This window comes from Helicobacter sp. 219-2, assembly GCF_030053225.1.
Taxonomy (GTDB): Bacteria; Campylobacterota; Campylobacteria; order Campylobacterales; family Helicobacteraceae; genus Helicobacter; species Helicobacter pylori_C.
The window spans coordinates 78,418-98,923 of sequence record NZ_JASGBS010000001.1 but is presented as its reverse complement, the minus strand read 5'-3'; the positions used below and the strand labels follow the sequence as shown (position 1 = coordinate 98,923).

The following is a 20,506-nucleotide window of genomic DNA, read 5'->3' as shown; positions in this document are numbered from 1 at the left end:
CTACGCTCTATAACATTTGGTTTTAGTCTTTATTTTGCTTTTAGCAATAATAATATCTGCAATATCTTCATCAAAAAATTCCAGCACGCTAAAGAGCACTAAAAACCCTAAATACAATAAAAAAGCGCTCAACAAATCAATCCAAGGGAGCAAAATAAAAGGCACAAAAACAGAAATCAAATAAGACTTAGCGTTCAGCCATAAAAATTTTTCTTTAACCGAAATTTCACGCAAATTCTTCACGCTCGCTGACAGGATAATCATTAAAAAATTCCCATGAACCAATTCGCTAAACTCGGGGCTTTAAAGAATAAAAAAATCCCAAACACCACGCCAAGGATCGTGAATAAAATCTCTTTCCACCGGTCTAAATTCCTCCACACATAAATAGCGATCCCTATGAAAATCACCATTAAAATCCCCTTAGCGATGGGGCTTTTGAGCTGGGCTTCTAGGGCGTTAAAAAACCCCTCTAAACCTTCAGCGAACAAACTTGAAACGCACATGCCTACTAAAAAAATGATTTTTAAAAAATGAGCGGACATCAAAACCCTTTTGTTTAATTTTAATTAACCTTATAAGACTTTATTATCTCAAAAAAACCATAAAAACTCCCTAAAAGGGGTCAAAAAGGGTGTGTTTTATCTTTAAAAGGGTAAAAAAGCAAAGCTAAAGAGGTAAAAGCCTTACTATTCTACGATTTGATAGACATAAGAAAGATTAGCGTGTTCTTTGGTTTGTAGGGCGTCTTCTTCTAAGAGGTTTTGAATCTTTTCAAAACTATATTGCAAATGGTTGTAAGCAATAATCACCACCTCATCGCCTTTTTGCAAGAAATGCTCTTGTGCAAAGGGCATATAAGGGGTAGCCCCTATCGCAAAAATCATTTTAGTGGGGAAATTATGGCGCTCTAAAAACGGCCTTAGAGCCTCTAAAGAGTCGCCATCTTGTTGGTAATTGAGCCTATCTTTGATCCAGTCTAAAAGCTTTTGATAAAAAAACTCGTATTTGAGCAGTTTGCTGTTTTCCCCATAAATGTGCCAAACATTATTGTATTTCAAAAAAGACGCAATAGAGAAATTGTTACACACCCCTCCATAAGCAAACCTGTCAATGGGCAACTTCTGCCCTATACCTTTAGAAGCCGGTGAAAAATTCTTTTTTTGGGAGAGTTTTGTGGCTTCTAAATTGCGCACAGAAGCGTCATTAAACGCCATGAAAAAATTAGGCACAAGCTTAGTAACGAAATGTTTTTCATCGTATTTGACATCGCATTCTAAAGCGATTTCTGGCTCTGCTTGCACCCTTAAATCTGGATCGTTAGGCAAAATAATCTTATGGTTATCAATGCAACAACGCCCCAAATAGCAATTTTCATACGGGATATAAAAAGGGAATAACCCCTTAGGAGCGTCCTTTTCTTCGCTTTTCATGTTAATAAAACTATGACTCTCTCCCGCTTGCTCCAAATGCCCTGCAAAATTCCCCACCACACCAAAACCTAAAAACTCTTGCATGCAAACCTCCTAAAAAACAGCCTAACGCTGATTAGAACTTTTCATTATAACATAAAAGAAAATCCCTAAAACTCTCAAAAACTCCCTTTCAAGCGAACAAATACTCTCTAGCACTCTCTTTATCCAAAGGGTAAAGCTCGCGCTTTTCATCCCCTATTTGAATGAGATAAGCCTGCTCTTTTGAAGTCTTAGCATAGCCTAAAGCGATACGGCCGGCCAATTCTTTATCTTCTTTGCTGGCGTTTTTATCCACTAAACTCAAAGGGCCTTTACAGCCTAGTAATTCAATCTTATCCATTAAGGGGTGCTGAATATCTAATTTATGGTTTTCTTCTTCATTCCTTGCCACCACCAAACGAGCGTTATGGGGTAAGACAAAATAACGCCCGTTTTTGACAATCACGCTGTCTTCAAACACCATTTCTCTGTATTCTTTCAAGTTCTTAATCTTATTACTCACTTGAATATCCGTAAGCAAGCACCCCCCACCTGGCTTTTCATAATATTTCAAGCCGTAATCTTTAATCATTTGCAATTGCCTGCTTCGCCCCCTGCCGCTCACATCTAAAAGTTTTTCTCTATCAACCCAGCCCTTTTTTTCCATGAAAGTAGGCTCTAAGAGTTTCGCGCTCATGGGCCTTAAAAGCAATTCGTCTAAAAATTGCGGTTTCTCACCGCTTGCTTGCGTTCTGTCTAAAATGGGATCAAAACGCGCCTCTTCGCCCACTTCTCTGACTAATTTCCTCACCTGATTTAGCGCTTCTTTCCTTTGGGATTTAGGGCGTTGCCCCAACACTTCCCCACTCAAAACAAAATCCGCGTTCAATTCAAGCATTTTATAAAAAGCGTTCCTAAACATATTGGCATGGCAATCAATGCAAGGGTTGAAATATTTCCCATAGCCGTATTTGGGCTTGAACAACACATCGTTAAAAAATTGCTCTCTAATATCGCACACCAAGAGCTTAGCCCCGATTTGTGCGGTGGCGTTTTCAAAATACTCTCTTTTATCTTTATTCCCCCCAAACCCTATATTGAAGTGCAAGGCGCTCACTTCAATGCCTTGATCAATAAGCAATTTCATAGACAACAAACTATCCAACCCCCCACTAAATAAGGCTAAAGCTTTTATTTTTTTCATATGGCGACTAATTCTCCTTGTTTTAATTTCATAATGGCCTGGCGAGCCTTTTTTAAAAAGATCATTTTTTCGCTAAAAGGGAGCGAGCTTTTAGGGATTTCTTTGAGTTGCCGCTCAAAATAGCGCAAAATCAACAAACGCAATTCCTTTTCAAAACCCCCTTTTTTTAAGGGTAAATTCGCATCTAATAATAACGCAACTAATTTAGGGTCGTCCAATTTTTCTTGACACAAAGCGTCAAATTCTTGTTTTTTATGCAAGAATACCCCACTATGGATATAACCCACCGCCAAATCCAACAAGCTTCTGTCTTCTAAAAGATAGCGGATCACTAATTTTTCTAAAAATTCCAAACTGAGCGTGCTAGAAGCATTAACCCACTTTTGAGCGTGATTAGGTTTTTCTGTTTTGGGGTAAAAAGGCTGAAAAGAGGCTGGCTCTCTAATCCCTAAAACATGCAAAGGCGCTTGCAAAAGCGTGGCGATTAGGGGCTTGTATTCGCTTTGTAAAAGCAAGGAAAAGTTTTTTAAAAACCCTAACATTTCTTTAAGGGCCTTATCTTTTTCTAAAGGATCGTCTAAAAGATAGGAATTTGCCATGTGCCTTAAAACAAATTCAATAAAAGCCATGGGGTGCGATAGCCAATTTTTTAAGGTTTCAATCTGGCCATTAGCGATCATATCCGCTGGATCCAGGTTGTTTTCAAATAAAATCACCCCTCCTCTCCTTTGCTCTTTAGCCAGCATCAAGCTCGCTTTATAAGCTGCGTTTCGCCCTGCTTTATCCCCATCATAGCTTAAGAGAATTTCTGGATCGCCTTTTTTAAGCAAGGGCAAATGCGATGGCGTTAAAGCTGTCCCAAGCGTGGCTATGGCGTTTTTAAAACCCGCCTGGTGCAATAAAATCACATCCAAATACCCCTCTGTTACAATGACTTGCTTTTGTTTGTAGATGTGTTCTTTAGCCAAATGATAGCCATAGAGCAAACTGGATTTATCAAAAAGCTTATTTTGGGGCGAATTGATATACTTGGCCGCTTTTTCTTTTAAGGTGCGCCCTCCAAAGCCTACCACTTGAGCGCTAGGGCTATAAATAGGGAACATGATACGATCCAAAAAGCGCAAATAGGTTTTATCCTTTTTATCGCTCTTGCCTAACACGCCTAATTCAATCAGTTTGTCTTTATTCAGGCTTTTATTTTCAATGCCATAATCAATTCTATTTGTGCATAAGCCTAATTTAAACGCTCTTATACTCTCTAGGCTAAGCCCTCTTTTTTGCAAATAATTCAAAAAAAACGGGGCGTTAAAAAGCTCTTCTTGATACAACGAGCTCACCATTTCTAAAAGGTGGTAGTCTTCTTTATGATCGTAATAAACGCCTTTGTCATACTCTAAAGCCACATTGAATCGGTGGGCTAATTTTTCAAGCGCTTCCACAAACGAAAGCTTTTCAAACTCCATCACAAATTTAATGCTATCCCCGCTCGCTCCACACCCAAAGCAATGGTAAAACCCTTTAATTTGATTGACGCTAAAACTCGCGCTCCTTTCTTCATGAAAAGGGCAACAAGCCATGTAACTAGAACCTGATTTCCTCAAATCCACATAAGAGCTAATGACTTCTACAATATCTATCGTTTGCAAAAGGCGATCAATGGAACTTTTAAGAATCATTTTTCATGCTTTCTTCATCTTGCTTTCTTTTTTTAACTCGCTTGAATGAATTATACTCAATTAAAAAATCTTTATTGATAACGCCCCCTTTTCTAATCCTTATATTTTTAAACTAATGAAAATTTATACAAATAGACTTAATAATTCTTATAGTTATATTATTAGCTTTGTTTTTATGGCTTGACTTATCCCTAAAAATGCGCTATAGTTATGTCGCTTAAGAATACTAAGCGCTAATTTTCTATTTTATTTATCAAAACTTAGGAGAACTGAAATGAAATTTCAACCATTAGGAGAAAGGGTCTTAGTAGAAAGACTTGAAGAAGAGAACAAAACCAGTTCAGGCATCATCATCCCTGATAACGCTAAAGAAAAGCCTTTAATGGGCGTAGTCAAAGCGGTTAGCCATAAAATCAGTGAGGGTTGCAAATGCGTTAAAGAAGGCGATGTGATCGCTTTTGGCAAATACAAAGGCGCAGAAATCGTTTTAGATGGCGTTGAATACATGGTGCTAGAACTAGAAGACATTCTAGGTATTGTGGGCTCAGGCTCTTGTTGTCATACAAATAGTCATGACCATAAACATGCTAAAGAGCATGAAGCTTGCTGTCATGATCACAAAAAACACTAAAAACATTATTATTAAGGATACAAAATGGCAAAAGAAATCAAATTTTCAGATAGTGCAAGAAACCTTTTATTTGAAGGCGTGAGACAACTCCATGACGCTGTCAAAGTAACCATGGGGCCAAGAGGCAGGAATGTGTTGATCCAAAAGAGCTATGGCGCTCCAAGCATCACCAAAGACGGCGTGAGCGTGGCTAAAGAGATTGAATTAAGTTGCCCGGTAGCTAACATGGGCGCTCAACTCGTTAAAGAAGTAGCGAGTAAAACCGCTGATGCTGCCGGCGATGGCACGACCACAGCGACCGTGCTTGCTTATAGCATCTTTAAAGAAGGCTTGAGGAATATCACGGCTGGGGCTAACCCTATTGAAGTGAAACGAGGCATGGATAAAGCCGCTGAAGCCATTATTAATGAGCTTAAAAAAGCGAGCAAAAAAGTAGGCGGTAAAGAAGAAATCACCCAAGTAGCGACCATTTCTGCAAACTCCGATCACAATATCGGGAAACTCATCGCTGACGCTATGGAAAAAGTGGGTAAAGACGGCGTGATCACCGTTGAAGAAGCTAAGGGCATTGAAGATGAATTGGATGTCGTAGAGGGCATGCAATTTGATAGAGGCTACCTCTCCCCTTACTTTGTAACCAACGCTGAGAAAATGACCGCTCAATTGGATAACGCTTACATCCTTTTAACGGATAAAAAAATCTCTAGCATGAAAGACATTCTCCCGCTGCTAGAAAAAACCATGAAAGAGGGCAAACCGCTTTTAATCATCGCTGAAGACATTGAGGGCGAAGCTTTAACGACTCTAGTGGTGAATAAATTAAGAGGCGTGTTGAATATCGCAGCGGTTAAAGCTCCAGGCTTTGGGGACAGAAGAAAAGAAATGCTCAAAGACATCGCTGTTTTAACCGGCGGTCAAGTCATTAGCGAAGAATTAGGCTTGAGTCTAGAAAACGCTGAAGTGGAGTTTTTAGGCAAAGCCGGAAGGATTGTGATTGACAAAGACAACACCACGATCGTAGATGGCAAAGGCCATAGCCATGATGTCAAAGACAGAGTCGCGCAAATCAAAACCCAAATTGCAAGCACGACAAGCGATTATGACAAAGAAAAATTGCAAGAAAGATTGGCTAAACTCTCTGGCGGTGTGGCTGTGATTAAAGTGGGCGCTGCGAGTGAAGTGGAAATGAAAGAGAAAAAAGACCGGGTTGATGACGCGTTGAGCGCGACTAAAGCGGCTGTTGAAGAAGGCATTGTGATTGGTGGCGGTGCGGCCCTCATTCGCGCAGCCCAAAAAGTGCATTTGAATTTACACGATGATGAAAAAGTAGGCTATGAAATCATCATGCGCGCCATTAAAGCCCCATTAGCTCAAATCGCTATCAATGCCGGTTATGATGGCGGTGTGGTCGTGAATGAAGTGCAAAAACACGAAGGGCATTTTGGTTTTAACGCTAGCAATGGCAAGTATGTGGATATGTTTAAAGAGGGCATTATTGACCCCTTAAAAGTAGAAAGGATCGCTCTACAAAATGCGGTTTCGGTTTCAAGCCTGCTTTTAACCACAGAAGCCACCGTGCATGAAATCAAAGAAGAAAAAGCAACCCCAGCAATGCCTGATATGGGTGGCATGGGTGGTATGGGAGGCATGGGCGGCATGATGTAAGCCCCCTTGCTTTTGTTCTTTCCTTGATAGAAGCCCTCTTTTTGGGGGCTTTTATTGGACAAAACCGCTCGCTTTTAAAAATGCGCAACAAAAAATCTCTGTTAAGCTTTTATCATTAGCACTCCATTAAAAACAAAATCTAAAAACTCTTTACCATCCAAACAAAAGCACAAAAAACGCAAAAATTCTAAAATTTTCTCCAAATGACAAAAAAAAAAAAACGATTTTATGCTACAATGCTTTTAATACATTCTTACTTAATGTATAAAATCTCAATCACTCAATTTAATTCCAAGGAGAATATTTATGAAAAAAACCCTTTTACTCTCTCTCTCTCTCTCTCTCGCTTCATCGCTTTTAAACGCTGAAGACAACGGCTTTTTTATAAGTGCCGGCTATCAAATCGGTGAAGCCGCTCAAATGGTGAAAAACACCGGCGAATTGAAAAGGCTTTCAGACACTTATGAAAATTTGAGCAATCTTTTAAACAATTTTAACAATCTCAATCAGGCGGTAACGAACGCAAGCAGCCCTTCACAAATCAATGCTGCGATCGATAATTTAAAAGCAAACACGCAGGGTTTGATTGGCGAAAAAGACAATTCCCCGGCGTATCAAGCGGTTTCTTTGGCATTAAACGCCACAGTGGGGCTGTGGAATGTCATCGGCTATGCGATCATGTGCGGGAACGGCAATGGCACAGGGCGTGGGCCTGGCAGCGTGGTTTTTAATGACCAACCAGGGTCGTATTCCACGAACATTACTTGCAACCGGTATGAAGCGACTGGTCCTGGTAAATCCATGTCTATTGATGAATTCAAGAAACTCAATGAAGCCTATCAAATCATCCAACAAGCTTTAAAGACTCAAGAAGGTTTTCCTGTCTTAGACAAAGACGGCACACAAGTGACCGTAAAATACACATATGAATGCAAACAAACAGAAACCATCAACGGCGGTGTGAATAAATTCTGTGGAGCTAACGGCTCTAGTAGCGGTAGTAATGGTAGTAATAGTAATAGCACAACCACAACCACGCAAGACGGCGTAACGATCACCACTACTTATAATAATAACAAGGCCACCGTCAAATTTGACACCACCAATAACGCTCAAAATCTTTTAGCTCAAGCAGCAAATATCATGAATGTCCTTAACACGCAATGCCCTTTAGTGCGATCTAAGCATAATGAAAACGCTCCGGGTAATGGTAGTCCATGGGGTATCAGTACAGGTGGGAATGCGTGCCAAATCTTTAGCGCTGAGTTTAGCGCCGTTACTAGCATGATCAAAAACGCCCAAGAAATCGTAGCGCAAGCTCAAACCCTTAACGCTAAAGAGCAAACCAATCAAAACGCGCCACAAGATTTCAATCCTTACACCTCTGCTGATAGGGCTTTCGCTCAAAACATGCTCAATCACGCGCAAGCGCAAGCCAAGATGCTTGAACTAGTCGATCAAATGAAAAAAGACCTTGGCACTATCCCAAGCCAATTTGTATCAAACTACTTGGCAGCTTGCAGAAATGGGGGTGGAACATTACCTAATCAAGGGGTTACTTCTAACACTTGGGGGGCAGGTTGCGCCTATGTAGAAGAGACGATAACGGCTTTAGATAACAGCCTTGCACATTTTGGCACTCAAGCAGAGCAAATCAAGCAATCTGAGTTGCTTGCACGCACGATACTTGATTTTAGAGGCAGCCTTAGCAATTTAAACAGCACTTATAACAGCATCACCACGACCGCTTCAAACACGCCTAATTCCCCATTCCTTAAAAATTTGATAAGCCAATCCACTAACCCTAATAACCCCGAGGGTTTAAAGACCGTTTACCAACTCAACCAAAGCGCTTATTCGCAATTATTAAGCACCACGCAAGAATTAGGGCATAACCCTTTCAGACGCATTGGATTAATCAGCTCTCAAACCAACAACGGCGCGATGAATGGGATCGGTGTGCAAATAGGGTATAAACAATTTTTTGGTGAAAAGAAACGATGGGGGGCTAGATATTACGGCTTTTTTGATTACAACCATGCTTATATCAAATCCAGCTTTTTCAACTCCGCCTCTGATGTGTTCACTTATGGGGTAGGAACAGATGTCCTCTATAACTTTATCAATGATAAAGCCACCAAAAACAGCAAGATTTCTTTTGGGGTGTTTGGGGGTATCGCAATAGCGGGCACTTCGTGGCTTAATTCTCAATATGTGAATTTAGCGACATTCAATAATTTCTATAGCGCTAAAATGAATGTGGCGAATTTCCAATTCTTATTCAACTTGGGCTTGAGAATGAATCTCGCTAGGAATAAGAAAAAAGCAAGCGATCATGCGGCTCAGCATGGCATGGAATTAGGTGTGAAGATCCCCACGATCAACACCAATTACTATTCTTTGCTAGGCACTCAACTCCAATACCGCAGGCTTTATAGCGTGTATTTGAATTATGTGTTTGCTTACTAAAAGCTCGCATTAAAACTCCTTTTTTTAAACTCTCTTTTTGGGGGGTTTGATCTTTTTCTTTTTGCTGATCCCCACTACTTTCGCTTTTTAATCTTTAAGTTTTTATTTTTGTGTGGGTTTTGATGCAAAATCCTTTTTAGCATTTTTTATATTAGTTAGTGAGAAGTTTGACACTAAGTTAAGCGATAATCTTTTAAAAAAAGCACTTTTTTGGGGTGATTTTAGTTGTGAGTGTAGGGGAGAGAATGGTTTCAAAGCAATTCCTATCCCTTTAAGAAAATACAATAAAACTTAAGAAAATGCGTTTTTACAACAAAATAAGATCTAAAACAATAAAACAAAATACCATTTTTTAAAAATGAAATTTTTTAAACAAAAAAGCATTAAATCCCAATCATATTTGTTAGATCTTGATAGAAACAGAGCTTTTTTAAAACCCCAAAAACAATACTAACCAATGACCAAAACGCATGGCGTCTGTTGTGATCCTTATAGCATTAAATGCAACCAAGTTTTTTTAAACAAAAAGCTGTTATGCCGTTTTAAGAGCGTGTCGTTTCTATGAAAACCGCAATATTTTTCAATTATTCTTGACAAGCGTTAAAAAAAATTGTATCATTATCTTTTTGTGAGACCCGTTAGCTCAGCTGGTAGAGCAATTCCCTTTTAAGGAATGGGCCGTTGGTTCAAATCCAACACGGGTCACCATGAGCATCGTGGCTCCTTCATCTAGTGGTTAGGATACCACCCTTTCACGGTGGTTACAGGGGTTCAAATCCCCTAGGAGTCACCACTCTTTTATACGGGTTTAGTTGAATTTTATCTCAATATTTTGGTCGCTTAGCTCAGTTGGTAGAGCGCTACCCTTACAAGGTAGATGTCATAAGTTCGAGTCTTATAGCGACCACCATGACTAAAGCATGCATTTTTAGGCTATGGAGTTTGGATAGGGAGCGGTAGTTCAGCTGGTTAGAATATCTGCCTGTCACGCAGGGGGTCGCGGGTTCGAGTCCCGTCCGCTCCGCCACCAAGCGCTTTTTAAATCATTTCCTACGCTTTATTTCCAATATAATAGTCAATCGTTAAAAATGACCCTTTCATCTAGTGGCCAAGGATACCACCCTTTCACGGTGGAAACGGAAGTTCAAATCTTCCAAGGGTCGCCACAAAAATCAAACTACACCCATAAATTGTCTAAAAGCCTGGTTTTACCCACACGAGCCGCCACTAAAACCAGCGTGTTAGCTGGCTCTATGGTTTTTAAAGACTCTAGCTTGTGGTTGCAAAACTCCAAATAATCCACTTCCAAGGTTTCTAAAATTTCAAGCCCCAGTTTTTTAAGCTTTTCGCACGCTTTTTCGCCCTTATCTATGGCTTGCTTGATACTTTCTAAAGCTTTTGGAATGGCTAGGGCTTGTTTTCTTTGTGTTGCATTCAAATACACATTCCTAGAGCTTAAAGCCAAATTATCGTCATCGCGCACGATCTCGCATGGCGTTATTTCAATGTCTAAAAGCAGATCTTTGACTAAATGCTCAATGATTAAAAGCTGTTGGGCGTCCTTTTTGCCAAAATACGCCCTAGTGGGATTAACAAGATGAAACATTTTTAACACGACCTGAACAACCCCATCAAAATGCCCCTCACGCATTGCTCCCTCTAAAGATTGGGATAAAAATGTAGGGGCGTAGAGTTTTAAGCGTTGCTCTATTTCATAGGGATACATTTCGCTCGTTTTAGGCACAAACACCGCATTAACGCCCAATCCTTCACACAAAGCCAAATCCTTTTCTAAAGGGCGCGGGTAAGCGTTAAAATCTTCGTTAGGCCCAAATTGCGTGGGATTGACAAAAACACTCACTATCGTGTGGGAATTTTCTTTCAAACTCCTTTCTATCAAGCTTTGATGCCCTTTGTGTAAAGCCCCCATAGTCGGCACAAACCCCACGCTTTCTTTCAAACTTTTACGATATTCTCTTAAAGTAGCAATCGTTTCTAACACTCGCATTTAACAATCCTTTAAAAGCTCTAAAACCACTTCTCTAGGCTCTTTAGCCTGATAAATGGGGCGGCCCACCACGATAAAATCGCTTAAATTTTGTTTAGCCTCTTTAGCGTTTGCTACCCTTTCTTGATCTTCTTTATCATTTTTATTCAGCCTTATGCCAGGGGTTAAAGTCAAAAAGTCCTTACCCAAAGCCTCTTTAATCGCCAAACTTTCAAACACCGAACACACCACCCCATCAATCCCGCTCTCTTTACCCATAGCGCTTAATTTAATCGCTTGAGTTTTTAAAGGAGCGTTATACACGCTCAAAAATTCCTCTTCGCTAAAGCTGGTTAAAGCGCTCACGCCCATGATTAAGGGGCGTTTTTTAAGAGCGTTTAGGCGTTGCATTAAAATGGTTAGCGCGCTTTTAGCGCTGCTTAAATGCACGGTGAGCATATCAACTTCCAATTTCGCGCATTCTAGCGCGGCGTTTGCCATAGTATAAGGAATATCATAGAGCTTCAAATCCAAAAAAATCTTAAAATTCCCATCAATCTTTCTGATTTCATCTAAAAAAACAGCCCTGTCTCTTATAAAAGATCTAAGCCCCACCTTAGCCCATAAATCTAAACCCTTTAATTCTTGCAATAAAGAAAGATTGTCCTCTTTTTTTTCTAAATCCAATGCGACACATAATTGCATGAAAGCCCTTTAAAGTGTAAAATAACGCCATTATAACAAAAAGAAATGGAAGAATTTTAGCTATGATAAGCGTTTTAAAAATAAAACAAATTTTAATCAAATGAAATTTTAAGGGTTAAAGAGTGGAAGCGTTTTTAGGAGCGTTAGAGTTTCAAGAGAATGAATATGAAGAGCTTAAAGAGCTTTATGAGAGCTTAAAAACCAAGCAAAAGCCCCACACTTTGTTCATTTCTTGCGTGGATTCACGAGTCGTGCCTAATCTAATCACAGGCACCAAACCGGGCGAATTGTATGTGATTCGCAACATGGGCAATATAATCCCCCCTAAAACAAGCCATAAAGAGTCCCTTTCTACTATGGCGAGCATTGAATACGCTATTGTGCATGTGGGCGTTCAAAATTTAATTATTTGCGGGCATAGCGATTGTGGGGCTTGCGGGAGCATTCATTTAATTAATGATGGAACCACCAAAGCTAAAACCCCTTACATTGCAAATTGGATACAATTTTTAGAGCCTATTAAAGAAGAATTAAAAAACCACCCGCAATTCAGCAACCATTTTGCCAAGCGTTCATGGCTTACGGAGCGTTTGAATGTGCGCTTGCAACTCAACAACCTCTTAAGCTATGATTTCATTCAAGAAAGAGTAATGAATAACGAACTAAAGATTTTTGGTTGGCACCATATCATAGAAACAGGCAGGATTTATAATTATAATTTTGAAAGCCATTTTTTGAGCCGATTGAAGAAACCATTAAACAAAGGAAAAGTCATGAAAACTTCTAAAACAAAAACCCCTAAATCCGTTTTAATCGCTGGCCCATGCGTCATTGAGAGCTTAGAAAATCTAAGGAGTATCGCTACTAAATTACAACCCCTAGCCAACAACGAGCGGTTGGATTTTTATTTTAAAGCAAGCTTTGATAAGGCGAACCGCACGAGTTTAGAGAGTTACAGAGGGCCTGGTTTAGAAAAAGGCTTAGAAATGTTACAAACCATCAAAGATGAATTTGGCTATAAAATTTTAACCGATGTGCATGAGAGCTATCAAGCAAGCGCAGCGGCCAAAGTGGCGGATATTTTACAAATCCCGGCGTTTTTGTGCCGCCAAACGGATCTGATTGTAGGAGTGAGTCAAACTAACGCCATTATCAATATCAAAAAAGGGCAATTCATGAACCCAAAAGACATGCAATATTCTGTCTTAAAAGCCCTTAAAACGAGAGATAAAAGCATTCAAAGCCCCACTTATGAAACAGCGTTAAAAAATGGTGTGTGGCTGTGTGAAAGAGGGAGCAGCTTTGGGTATGGGAATTTAGTGGTGGATATGCGCTCTTTAAAAATCATGCGAGAGTTTGCCCCTGTGATTTTTGACGCTACTCATAGCGTGCAAATGCCAGGGGGAGCGAACGGGAAAAGTTCAGGAGATAGCTCTTTTGCCCCTATTTTAGCCAGAGCGGCGGCGGCGGTGGGGATTGATGGGTTGTTCGCTGAAACGCATGTTGATCCTAAAAACGCTCTAAGCGATGGGGCGAACATGCTAAAACCTAACGAGCTAGAACATTTAGTGGCTGACATGTTAAAAATCCAAAATTTATTTTAAAGGAATTTCATGCAAATCATAGAAGGGAAATTGCAACTACAAGGGAATGAAAAAGTCGCTATTTTAACATCGCGCTTCAATCATATCATCACAGACAGATTGCAAGAAGGGGCGATTGACTGCTTTAAAAGGCATGGGGGCGATGAGGATCTTTTAGACATCGTGCTGGTGCCTGGGGCTTATGAATTGCCTTTCATTTTAGAGAGGTTGTTAGGGAGTGAAAAATACGATGGCGTGTGCGTTTTAGGAGCGATTATTAGAGGGGGGACTCCGCATTTTGACTATGTGAGCGCGGAAGCGACTAAGGGCATTGCCAACGCGATGCTAAAATACAGCATGCCTGTAAGCTTTGGCGTGCTGACCACAGACAATATTGAGCAAGCGATTGAAAGAGCGGGCAGTAAAGCCGGCAATAAGGGCTTTGAAGCGATGAGCACCCTCATTGAATTATTGAGCTTGTGCCAAACTCTCAAGGGTTAAAATGGCGACACGAACTCAAGCCAGGGGGGCTGTGGTTGAATTGTTGTATGCGTTTGAAAGCGGTAATGAAGAAATTAAAAAAATCGCTTCCAGCATGTTAGAAGAAAAAAAGATTAAAAATAACCAGCTTGCTTTCGCTTTAAGCCTTTTTAATGGCGTGTTGGAAAAAATCAATGAAATTGACGCTCTCATTGAACCGCATTTAAAAGACTGGGATTTCAAACGATTGGGGAGCATGGAAAAGGCGATTTTACGCTTAGGAGCGTATGAAATTGGCTTCACGCCCACGCAAAACCCCATCATCATCAATGAATGCATAGAGCTTGGCAAACTCTATGCTGAGCCTAACACCCCTAAATTTTTAAACGCTATCTTGGATTCTTTGAGCAAAAAGCTCGCTCAAAAACCCTTGAATTGAGGGTGTTTTATATTTAATGATTGTGAAAAATTAAAAAGAGAACATGATTCAAGCAATAACCAAAGAATTGAAGCTTTAAAGCATGAAACCTATAGAGCTTAAGAGCGTTGGGGGTTTGAGTTTAAGCCTTTTTAGAATATTAAGTATAGTTTTAGACAAATGATATTAAAATCAGTAATCACTTTAGAAAAACAGCGATGAAGCGCGAAAAGTCGTTTGCTTTCAATAAGTGATAGAACAATATAAAGGAATAATATGGCATACAAATATGATAGAGACTTGGAATTTTTAAAGCAATTGGAATCTAGTGATTTATTGGATTTGTTTGAGGTGCTTGTTTTTGGTAAAGACGGCGAAAAAAGACACAATGAAAAACTGACAAGCTCAATAGAATACAAAAGGCATGGCGATGATTACGCTAAATACGCAGAAAGAATCGCTGAAGAGTTGCAATACTATGGGAGCAATAGTTTTGCGAGCTTCATTAAAGGCGAAGGAGTCTTATACAAAGAGATCCTATGCGATGTGTGCGATAAATTAAAGGTCAATTACAACAAGAAAACCGAAACGACTTTAATTGAACAAAACATGCTTTCTAAAATCTTAGAAAGAAGTTTGGAAGAAATGGACGATGAAGAAGTGAAAGAAATGTGCGATGAATTGTCCATAAAAAACACGGACAATTTAAACAGACAAGCCTTAAGCGCGGCGACTCTAACGCTGTTTAAAATGGGGGGCTTTAAATCTTATCAATTGGCTGTCATTGTTGCGAATGCGGTCGCAAAAACCATTCTAGGGCGTGGTTTATCGCTTGCGGGCAATCAAGTGCTTACAAGGACTCTGAGCTTTTTAACAGGCCCTGTTGGCTGGATCATTACAGGCGTATGGACAGCGATTGATATTGCAGGGCCGGCTTATAGGGTAACCATACCGGCATGCATTGTGGTTGCCACTTTACGCCTAAAAACACAGCAAGCCAATGAAGATAAGAAGTCGTTGCAAATAGAATCCATTTAAGCTTTTTTTAGGGAAAAAGGTATAGAATGGAGACCTAGATGCGAAAATGCATCTAGTTTTTATTTTAATTTAAGGGAGACAAAATGAGTAACAGTTGCAGCAATCAACACCACAATCAAAAAGGTGATGCCAAAAATCAAAACAACGAAAGTTGTCAAAAAAATAGCCAAAACCAAGCTAATCAATGCAACGCTAACCACGAGCATAAAAACGATAAAAAGTAAGGGTTAGAAGGTTAAAGGAGGGGGTTTTTGTGCCAAAAATCAAAGTAGCGTTTCATTAAATTAACCCTAAAGAAAAATCAATAGTTTCCTACTTTCAAATCAGATTTATCCTATCCAAAATGATAGGCGTATGAAAATATTTTAATCATTATCATCGTTCTCTAAACATATCAATAAAGGCGAAAAATCGTTGTAAATAGATTCCTTTTAAACTTTTCTTTAGGAAAAAGATATACAATGGATAAGCAAAAGTGCATCTGATTTTTATTTTATTTTAAAGGGAGAAAAAATGGGTAAAAGCTATAGTCAAAGAAGCAACGATCAAAAAAGCAACACTAAAAACCCTAACAATCCGGCTTACAAAAAGGCTATGGACAATCGTGCCAACCAGCTTTAATCCTAACAACTCTAGATACAAGGGTAAGTAAAAAGTAAAGAAAAAAGGGGGGGTAAGACCCTTTTATCGTTTGAGAGAATTGACCGTTTGGAGCATGGCATCAGCGGTTTGAATGCTTTTAGAATTGGCTTCATAAGCCCTTTGAGCAGTGATTAGATCCGTCATTTCTTCTACCAATCTCACATTGCTCAATTCCAAAAAGCCTTGCCTTAACTTGCCCAATCCTTGAGAATCCGGGTTGCCCACAATCGCCTCACCGCTAGCGTTGGTGATTGAAAACAAATTATCCCCCATAGAATGAAGCCCTGCCGGATTGACAAAATTAGCCAAAGTGATCTGCCCGATCACATTAGAAGTCGTTTGCAAGCCTTGAGTCACGCTCACCGTGCCATCCACACCGATATTCACTTGCGTGGTGTCTTCAGGTAAAGTGATTTGAGGGATCAAAAGATAGCCTTCGCTCGTTACAAGATTGCCCTGTTCGTCTAGCTTAAAATTCCCGCTTCTTGTATAAGCGGTGGTGCCATCAGGCAACTGGACTTGAAAAAAGCCTTTACCCGTAATGGCGACATCTAAATTATTTTCCGTTTCTTTAGGGCTGCCTTGCGAAAACATTTTAGTGATCGCGCTAGGGCGCACGCCTAAGCCCACTTCCATGCCATCAGGCGATAAAGTTGTGTTGCTTGTGTTGGTGCCAGCGTATTGCATCGCTTGGTAAAACAAGTCGTTAAAATCCGCACGAGATTTTTTAAACCCGGTGGTATTGACATTGGCGATATTATTTGAAGTGGTGTCAATATGCGTTTGTTGGGCGAGCATCCCTGAAGTGGCGCTATAGAGAGAGCGGAGCATGATTTTCCCTTTAAACTAAAACTTAATAGCCTAGAATTATAACCAAGATAAGATTAAATTTGACTAAAATTGAAGCGTTGTTTTAACGCCTTATTTTTTAAGCTCTTGCCTCAAATTATACAGGCAAACCTATTTTATTCAAGGGTAAATCTTTAATACCTCCAATGTAATACTGACAATTCACGCTCTGAATATAATCTAGAGCGTCTTTATATTTGAGTTCTTCAAACCGCTCACTTAAGATGTAAATAAACTCTACCTTACATTCTAAAGACTTAAAAAGCTTTTTGTATTGCTTTAATTTAAAATCACAGGTTTGGAGTTTTTCATCTACTGAACCACCCGTTCCTTGATATTTGATTTCTAAAATAAAAAATGTGTTATTACTAGGCACAAAAATAGCATTATTAGGCAAAAGTTGGCTAGATAGGATTTTTTCCAATCTATACCTTTTTTTTCTAAATACCTAATACAATTCATGTTTTTTAAAAGAATATGCTATAGATTCATCTTTGAAATAAATTTCATAACCCCCTAAAGATCTTTCTTCACACCTATAATCTTTCGTATCTTTTAAACGACTCACTAGATCATTTTCTTCTTCAAATTTAATCCCTGTTTGGGTGTTAGCACCACCCAATCCACCTTTACGCATATCAACTCCTTTGACTAAAATCTCATCAATCTTGGAATGCCCATTGCTCTTGATATTCACACAATAACCATCTTTTTATGATCTCTATTTTAATCCCTACATAAATTTACAGTAAACGGTGCAGAAGAATTACTCAAAAAACTTAAACTTCTTTCGCACCCATTCACTCAACCCCCATTTTTAACAGCGTTCTTGGTGAGATGTTGGCCTTTTCTAAAGGGACAAAGCGTTTTTTTTGATAAGCTTCTAGGCTGGATCGCCCTATCATGGCGGCATTGTCGCTGCAAAATTCTAAAGGGGCTAAAACAAGCTTGCAATCAAACTCATCGCACAAATTCTCAAACGCCTTCCTTAAAGCCAGATTTTGGCTCGCTCCCCCCACAATGCCAAAAATTTTAGGGCGTTTGATTTTAAAATAGCGTTTAGTCTGCTGGATCAAATGCTCAATAGCCGCGCTTTGAAAATGATAGCCAATCTTTTGTTTGATCGCTTCATTCAAGTTGGGGGCGTTTTTTTCAACCTCCAAACGCACCGCATTTTTTAAACCTGAAAAACTAAAAGCCAGATTCGGGCTGTTTTTTAAAGGGACAGGAAACATTAAAGGCTCGTTTTGATGCGCATAATCAAGGGCTAATTTTTCCACTATGGGGCCTCCTGGATAGCCTAAATCAAGCATTTTAGAAACCTTATCAAAACTCTCCCCAAAGCTATCGTCTAAACTCGTGGCAACGATTTTAATGTCTTCATAATCTCTAGCCTCTAAAATCAAAGAATGCCCCCCAGAAACTAAGAGCACGCTTAAAGGCATGCAGGTTTGTTTTTCATTGATAAAGAGCGAATACACATGCCCTCTCAAATGATCTTCTAAAATTAAGGGTAAATTCAAAGACAAGCTCAAGGCTTTTGCCATCATCAAACCTTCTATTAAGGTAACGCTCAAACCTGGCTGATTGGTGATAGCGATGGCTTTAATTTTGGAAAAATCCTTATTCAAACTGATTTTGATGCGTTCTAATAAGAGCGGCAAATTCTCAGCATGCAAGCGCGATGCGAGCTCAGGCACAACGCCCCCATAAGAGCTGTGGTGCTTTTCTTGAGAGATTTTAAAATGAGCGATGAGCTTAGCGTTCTTTATTCTTGTAAGGGCTAAAGAGCTGTCATCGCAAGAACTTTCAATGCTTAAAATCATGTTTTATCTTTGGGTGGTGTTTTTGCTTGAATTGTACTTTGTTGGCTTGGATTTTAAAATCTTTAAGCCAAGTATTTGATCGCATTCACATAGCTTTTGTTGTTCGCTTTGTTTTGATAAGCAATATCAAACGCTGTGCCGTGGTCAGTAGAGGCGCGTAAAATGGGGGCGTTCAAACTCACATTAATGCTTTCATCAAAATAGAGTGCTTTTAAAGGGGCTAGCCCCACATCATGGCTCATGCTCACATAAAAAGGGGTTATTTTGCGCTTATTGGGGGCAAAAGCGCTATCAGCGGGCAAAGGCCCTAAAAAGCATTCAAAGCCCAGTATTTGGTTGCTCTTTTGAATGGCTTTTAAAATCTTTTCATCTTCTTTCCCGAACAAGCCCTCTTCGCCCGCATGAGGGTTAAAACCACACACTTGAACGATTTTAGCTTGAGTGCTTTTTTGAAACGCTAACAAAAACCGAACTAACGCTCCCACTTGAATGAGTTGAGAAACCGCCTCTAAAGGCACATGGTCGCTAAATAGCCCCACAAAGAGTTTAAAACACCCAAGCATCATGATGATTTGATGATCTTTATAGCGTTGTTTTAAAAAATCGGTATGCCCCACAAAAGGGATTTGAGCCTGTTGCCATGCAAGTTTGTTGATAGGCAAAGTGCAAATGCCATCCACTTCTCTATCATCCGCTAACTCGCAAGCCTTTTTAAAACTCTCAAAACTATACGCCCCGCTTTGAGCACTAACTTTGCCTATCGTGCCAGAATTTAATAAGGGTAAGGGGGCATTGATAGCGAGCGTGTTAAGCGTTTTAGTTTCATAAGCGTTATTGAGCAATTGATTGGCCCGCTCTAAAAGTTCGCCATCAATGAGATACAACGGCTCACATAGCACGCTCACTTTCTTATGGCTTTTTAAAATCAATTCTAACCCTACGCCTTGAATGTCCCCACAACTGATCGCAATTTTCTTTTTAGCCATTTTATCGCTTAATGAGTTGCGCCATTTCTAAAATCGCTTTTTCTAATCCCACAAAAACCGCTTTTGAAATCACGCTATGACCGATATTAAGCTCTCTTAAAGAGGGGATTTTTAACAATTCTTTCACATTAGAATAATTCAACCCATGCCCCGCGCACGCCGTGATACCCATAAAAAACGCTTCTTTACTCATTTTTCTTAATTGCAAAAAGGCGTTGTGCAATTCTTCTTTCAATTCTTTAGGGCTTTTGTCTTTGAGCACGCTAATGGCATGGATTTGGTTGTTAGCGTTAGAATATAGAACATTGTGCAAATTCGCATACACCCCGGTGTGGAACTCCACTTGCTTGACTTGATGCTCCTTTGCAAAATGCAGAGCGTCTTTTAAAGGATCAACAAACAAAGACACTTCAACGCCTTTATTGCGATACGCTCTAATCACCTCTCCTAAACCCTTTAATGAGCAATCCAATCCCCCCTCTGTCGTAACCTCATTTCTGTTTTCAGGCACAATTGTAACCTTACTCGGCTTATTTTTCAAAGAGCATAAAAAATCAGTGATTCCAGCATTAATAGAGCATTCAATATTGATAGGCAAAGGGCTTATTTCAAGTAGCCTCAAAACATCTTCATTTTGAATGTGTCGTTTGTCTTCTCTCAAATGAATGGTGATTAAATCCACTTTATGGGTGTTTTTAGCGATGAATAGGGCTTCTAAAATCTCAGGCTCATAAGTTTTTCTTATCTCTCTTAAAGTAACAATGTGATCAATATTCAATCCAAAACGCATGACTATCCTTTATTTTATAATAATGATTTTTGAAATTGTAACATAAAACCCGCCTCTTATACCTATAAGATTTTATCATCAAGCTATCTTTTGCTATAATACC

General features: G+C 39.6%; 21 protein-coding genes, 5 tRNA genes and 1 pseudogene. 14 read left to right on the top strand and 13 right to left on the bottom strand.

All coding sequences use genetic code 11. The features are described from left to right. From P6280_RS00520 to dnaG, 5 genes are all read right to left on the bottom strand, one after another. Entirely contained in the window at positions 1-264 is a 264-nt protein-coding gene (locus P6280_RS00520; protein WP_015643366.1) for a hypothetical protein, read from the bottom strand. Further along, entirely contained in the window at positions 264-545 is a 282-nt protein-coding gene (locus P6280_RS00515; RefSeq protein WP_001272686.1) for a TrbC/VirB2 family protein, read from the bottom strand. Before P6280_RS00515 ends, P6280_RS00520 begins: the two co-directional genes overlap by 1 nt. A gap of 144 nt (positions 546-689) precedes the next feature. Next, positions 690-1,517, bottom strand: a complete 828-nt coding sequence (locus tag P6280_RS00510; RefSeq protein ID WP_088296904.1) for a DUF5718 family protein — start codon at positions 1,515-1,517, stop codon at positions 690-692. A gap of 88 nt (positions 1,518-1,605) precedes the next feature. Continuing rightward, positions 1,606-2,658 (bottom strand): MnmA/TRMU family protein, encoded by a 1,053-nt coding sequence (locus tag P6280_RS00505; RefSeq protein ID WP_283236709.1) that lies wholly within the window; start codon positions 2,656-2,658, stop codon positions 1,606-1,608. Beyond that, entirely contained in the window at positions 2,655-4,334 is a 1,680-nt protein-coding gene (dnaG, locus tag P6280_RS00500) for a DNA primase (RefSeq protein WP_283236708.1), read from the bottom strand. The genes P6280_RS00505 and dnaG overlap by 4 nt, the downstream gene beginning before the upstream one ends. A gap of 274 nt (positions 4,335-4,608) precedes the next feature. Here dnaG and groES point away from each other — a divergent pair, with 274 nt between their 5' ends. The 8 genes from groES to P6280_RS00460 all read left to right on the top strand — a co-directional run bounded on the left by groES (position 4,609) and on the right by P6280_RS00460 (position 10,265). Then, positions 4,609-4,965: a co-chaperone GroES gene (gene groES, locus P6280_RS00495; protein WP_000671953.1), complete on the top strand. Its 357-nt coding sequence runs from the start codon at positions 4,609-4,611 to the stop codon at positions 4,963-4,965. A gap of 24 nt (positions 4,966-4,989) precedes the next feature. Then, positions 4,990-6,630 carry a chaperonin GroEL gene (gene groL / locus P6280_RS00490; RefSeq protein WP_015427255.1) on the top strand — a complete coding sequence of 547 codons (1,641 nt, stop codon included), beginning with the start codon at positions 4,990-4,992 and terminating at the stop codon, positions 6,628-6,630. A 306-nt stretch (positions 6,631-6,936) separates the two neighbouring features. After that, positions 6,937-9,099 (top strand): Hop family adhesin SabA/HopD, encoded by a 2,163-nt coding sequence (gene sabA / locus P6280_RS00485; RefSeq protein ID WP_283236707.1) that lies wholly within the window; start codon positions 6,937-6,939, stop codon positions 9,097-9,099. 632 nt (positions 9,100-9,731) lie between these two features. Next, positions 9,732-9,807: transfer RNA gene (locus tag P6280_RS00480), tRNA-Lys, on the top strand. Positions 9,808-9,817: 10 nt separating this feature from the next. After that, positions 9,818-9,892 (top strand) — tRNA-Glu (locus tag P6280_RS00475). A 41-nt stretch (positions 9,893-9,933) separates the two neighbouring features. Further along, positions 9,934-10,009, top strand: a tRNA-Val gene (locus P6280_RS00470). Positions 10,010-10,049: 40 nt separating this feature from the next. Beyond that, positions 10,050-10,126, top strand: a tRNA-Asp gene (locus tag P6280_RS00465). A gap of 63 nt (positions 10,127-10,189) precedes the next feature. Next, positions 10,190-10,265 (top strand) — tRNA-Glu (locus P6280_RS00460). Between the two features lie 11 nt (positions 10,266-10,276). Here P6280_RS00460 and panC read toward each other — a convergent pair. Next, positions 10,277-11,107 (bottom strand): pantoate--beta-alanine ligase, encoded by an 831-nt coding sequence (panC, locus tag P6280_RS00455; RefSeq protein WP_283236706.1) that lies wholly within the window; start codon positions 11,105-11,107, stop codon positions 10,277-10,279. Continuing rightward, positions 11,108-11,791 carry an orotidine-5'-phosphate decarboxylase gene (gene pyrF, locus P6280_RS00450; RefSeq protein WP_212853300.1) on the bottom strand — a complete coding sequence of 228 codons (684 nt, stop codon included), beginning with the start codon at positions 11,789-11,791 and terminating at the stop codon, positions 11,108-11,110. A 122-nt stretch (positions 11,792-11,913) separates the two neighbouring features. Between pyrF and P6280_RS00445 the strand changes: the two are divergent. From P6280_RS00445 to P6280_RS00420, 6 genes and pseudogenes are all read left to right on the top strand, one after another. Then, positions 11,914-12,578: pseudogene (locus P6280_RS00445) on the top strand (carbonic anhydrase). Then, positions 12,565-13,395: a 3-deoxy-8-phosphooctulonate synthase gene (kdsA, locus tag P6280_RS00440; RefSeq protein WP_024422525.1), complete on the top strand. Its 831-nt coding sequence runs from the start codon at positions 12,565-12,567 to the stop codon at positions 13,393-13,395. The pseudogene P6280_RS00445 and the gene kdsA overlap by 14 nt, the downstream one beginning before the upstream one ends. Before the next feature lie 9 nt (positions 13,396-13,404). Continuing rightward, positions 13,405-13,875 carry a 6,7-dimethyl-8-ribityllumazine synthase gene (gene ribH, locus P6280_RS00435; RefSeq protein WP_001165609.1) on the top strand — a complete coding sequence of 157 codons (471 nt, stop codon included), beginning with the start codon at positions 13,405-13,407 and terminating at the stop codon, positions 13,873-13,875. A 1-nt stretch (position 13,876) separates the two neighbouring features. Beyond that, the gene (nusB, locus tag P6280_RS00430; RefSeq protein WP_000235739.1) at positions 13,877-14,293 is read left to right on the top strand and encodes a transcription antitermination factor NusB; all 417 of its coding nucleotides are present in this window, start codon (positions 13,877-13,879) and stop codon (positions 14,291-14,293) included. 255 nt (positions 14,294-14,548) lie between these two features. Further along, positions 14,549-15,310 carry a YaaW family protein gene (locus P6280_RS00425; RefSeq protein WP_000323693.1) on the top strand — a complete coding sequence of 254 codons (762 nt, stop codon included), beginning with the start codon at positions 14,549-14,551 and terminating at the stop codon, positions 15,308-15,310. 83 nt (positions 15,311-15,393) lie between these two features. Next, on the top strand, positions 15,394-15,534 hold the full coding sequence (locus P6280_RS00420; protein ID WP_000071314.1) for a hypothetical protein: 141 nt from the start codon (positions 15,394-15,396) through the stop codon (positions 15,532-15,534). A 460-nt stretch (positions 15,535-15,994) separates the two neighbouring features. On the opposite strand, the gene flgG is transcribed toward P6280_RS00420, so the two are convergent. The 6 genes from flgG to pdxJ form a co-directional block, all read right to left on the bottom strand. Beyond that, positions 15,995-16,783 (bottom strand): flagellar basal-body rod protein FlgG, encoded by a 789-nt coding sequence (gene flgG, locus P6280_RS00415; RefSeq protein WP_000946438.1) that lies wholly within the window; start codon positions 16,781-16,783, stop codon positions 15,995-15,997. Between the two features lie 115 nt (positions 16,784-16,898). Then, on the bottom strand, positions 16,899-17,225 hold the full coding sequence (locus tag P6280_RS00410; RefSeq protein WP_014535301.1) for a hypothetical protein: 327 nt from the start codon (positions 17,223-17,225) through the stop codon (positions 16,899-16,901). Positions 17,226-17,249: 24 nt separating this feature from the next. Beyond that, entirely contained in the window at positions 17,250-17,438 is a 189-nt protein-coding gene (locus tag P6280_RS00405; protein WP_283236705.1) for a hypothetical protein, read from the bottom strand. Between the two features lie 163 nt (positions 17,439-17,601). Then, positions 17,602-18,627 (bottom strand): tRNA (adenosine(37)-N6)-threonylcarbamoyltransferase complex transferase subunit TsaD, encoded by a 1,026-nt coding sequence (gene tsaD, locus P6280_RS00400; RefSeq protein ID WP_283236704.1) that lies wholly within the window; start codon positions 18,625-18,627, stop codon positions 17,602-17,604. 62 nt (positions 18,628-18,689) lie between these two features. Next, positions 18,690-19,613, bottom strand: a complete 924-nt coding sequence (pdxA, locus tag P6280_RS00395; RefSeq protein WP_283236703.1) for a 4-hydroxythreonine-4-phosphate dehydrogenase — start codon at positions 19,611-19,613, stop codon at positions 18,690-18,692. 1 nt (position 19,614) lies between these two features. Continuing rightward, positions 19,615-20,403, bottom strand: coding sequence for a pyridoxine 5'-phosphate synthase (gene pdxJ, locus P6280_RS00390; RefSeq protein ID WP_283236702.1), 789 nt, complete (start codon positions 20,401-20,403; stop codon positions 19,615-19,617). Between the last annotated feature and the right edge of the window lie 103 nt (positions 20,404-20,506).

Coding starts and splice junctions, on each gene's coding strand:
- pdxA (WP_283236703.1), bottom strand. CDS start 19,613: ATGGCTAAAAAGAAAATTGCGATCAGTTGTGGGGACATTCAAGGCGTA.
- pyrF (WP_212853300.1), bottom strand. CDS start 11,791: ATGCAATTATGTGTCGCATTGGATTTAGAAAAAAAAGAGGACAATCTT.
- P6280_RS00425 (WP_000323693.1), top strand. CDS start 14,549: ATGGCATACAAATATGATAGAGACTTGGAATTTTTAAAGCAATTGGAA.
- pdxJ (WP_283236702.1), bottom strand. CDS start 20,403: ATGCGTTTTGGATTGAATATTGATCACATTGTTACTTTAAGAGAGATA.
- P6280_RS00515 (WP_001272686.1), bottom strand. CDS start 545: ATGTCCGCTCATTTTTTAAAAATCATTTTTTTAGTAGGCATGTGCGTT.
- sabA (WP_283236707.1), top strand. CDS start 6,937: ATGAAAAAAACCCTTTTACTCTCTCTCTCTCTCTCTCTCGCTTCATCG.
- dnaG (WP_283236708.1), bottom strand. CDS start 4,334: ATGATTCTTAAAAGTTCCATTGATCGCCTTTTGCAAACGATAGATATT.
- P6280_RS00505 (WP_283236709.1), bottom strand. CDS start 2,658: ATGAAAAAAATAAAAGCTTTAGCCTTATTTAGTGGGGGGTTGGATAGT.
- kdsA (WP_024422525.1), top strand. CDS start 12,565: ATGAAAACTTCTAAAACAAAAACCCCTAAATCCGTTTTAATCGCTGGC.
- tsaD (WP_283236704.1), bottom strand. CDS start 18,627: ATGATTTTAAGCATTGAAAGTTCTTGCGATGACAGCTCTTTAGCCCTT.
- panC (WP_283236706.1), bottom strand. CDS start 11,107: ATGCGAGTGTTAGAAACGATTGCTACTTTAAGAGAATATCGTAAAAGT.
- flgG (WP_000946438.1), bottom strand. CDS start 16,783: ATGCTCCGCTCTCTCTATAGCGCCACTTCAGGGATGCTCGCCCAACAA.
- groL (WP_015427255.1), top strand. CDS start 4,990: ATGGCAAAAGAAATCAAATTTTCAGATAGTGCAAGAAACCTTTTATTT.
- P6280_RS00405 (WP_283236705.1), bottom strand. CDS start 17,438: ATGCGTAAAGGTGGATTGGGTGGTGCTAACACCCAAACAGGGATTAAA.
- ribH (WP_001165609.1), top strand. CDS start 13,405: ATGCAAATCATAGAAGGGAAATTGCAACTACAAGGGAATGAAAAAGTC.
- nusB (WP_000235739.1), top strand. CDS start 13,877: ATGGCGACACGAACTCAAGCCAGGGGGGCTGTGGTTGAATTGTTGTAT.
- P6280_RS00510 (WP_088296904.1), bottom strand. CDS start 1,517: ATGCAAGAGTTTTTAGGTTTTGGTGTGGTGGGGAATTTTGCAGGGCAT.
- P6280_RS00520 (WP_015643366.1), bottom strand. CDS start 264: ATGATTATCCTGTCAGCGAGCGTGAAGAATTTGCGTGAAATTTCGGTT.
- P6280_RS00420 (WP_000071314.1), top strand. CDS start 15,394: ATGAGTAACAGTTGCAGCAATCAACACCACAATCAAAAAGGTGATGCC.
- groES (WP_000671953.1), top strand. CDS start 4,609: ATGAAATTTCAACCATTAGGAGAAAGGGTCTTAGTAGAAAGACTTGAA.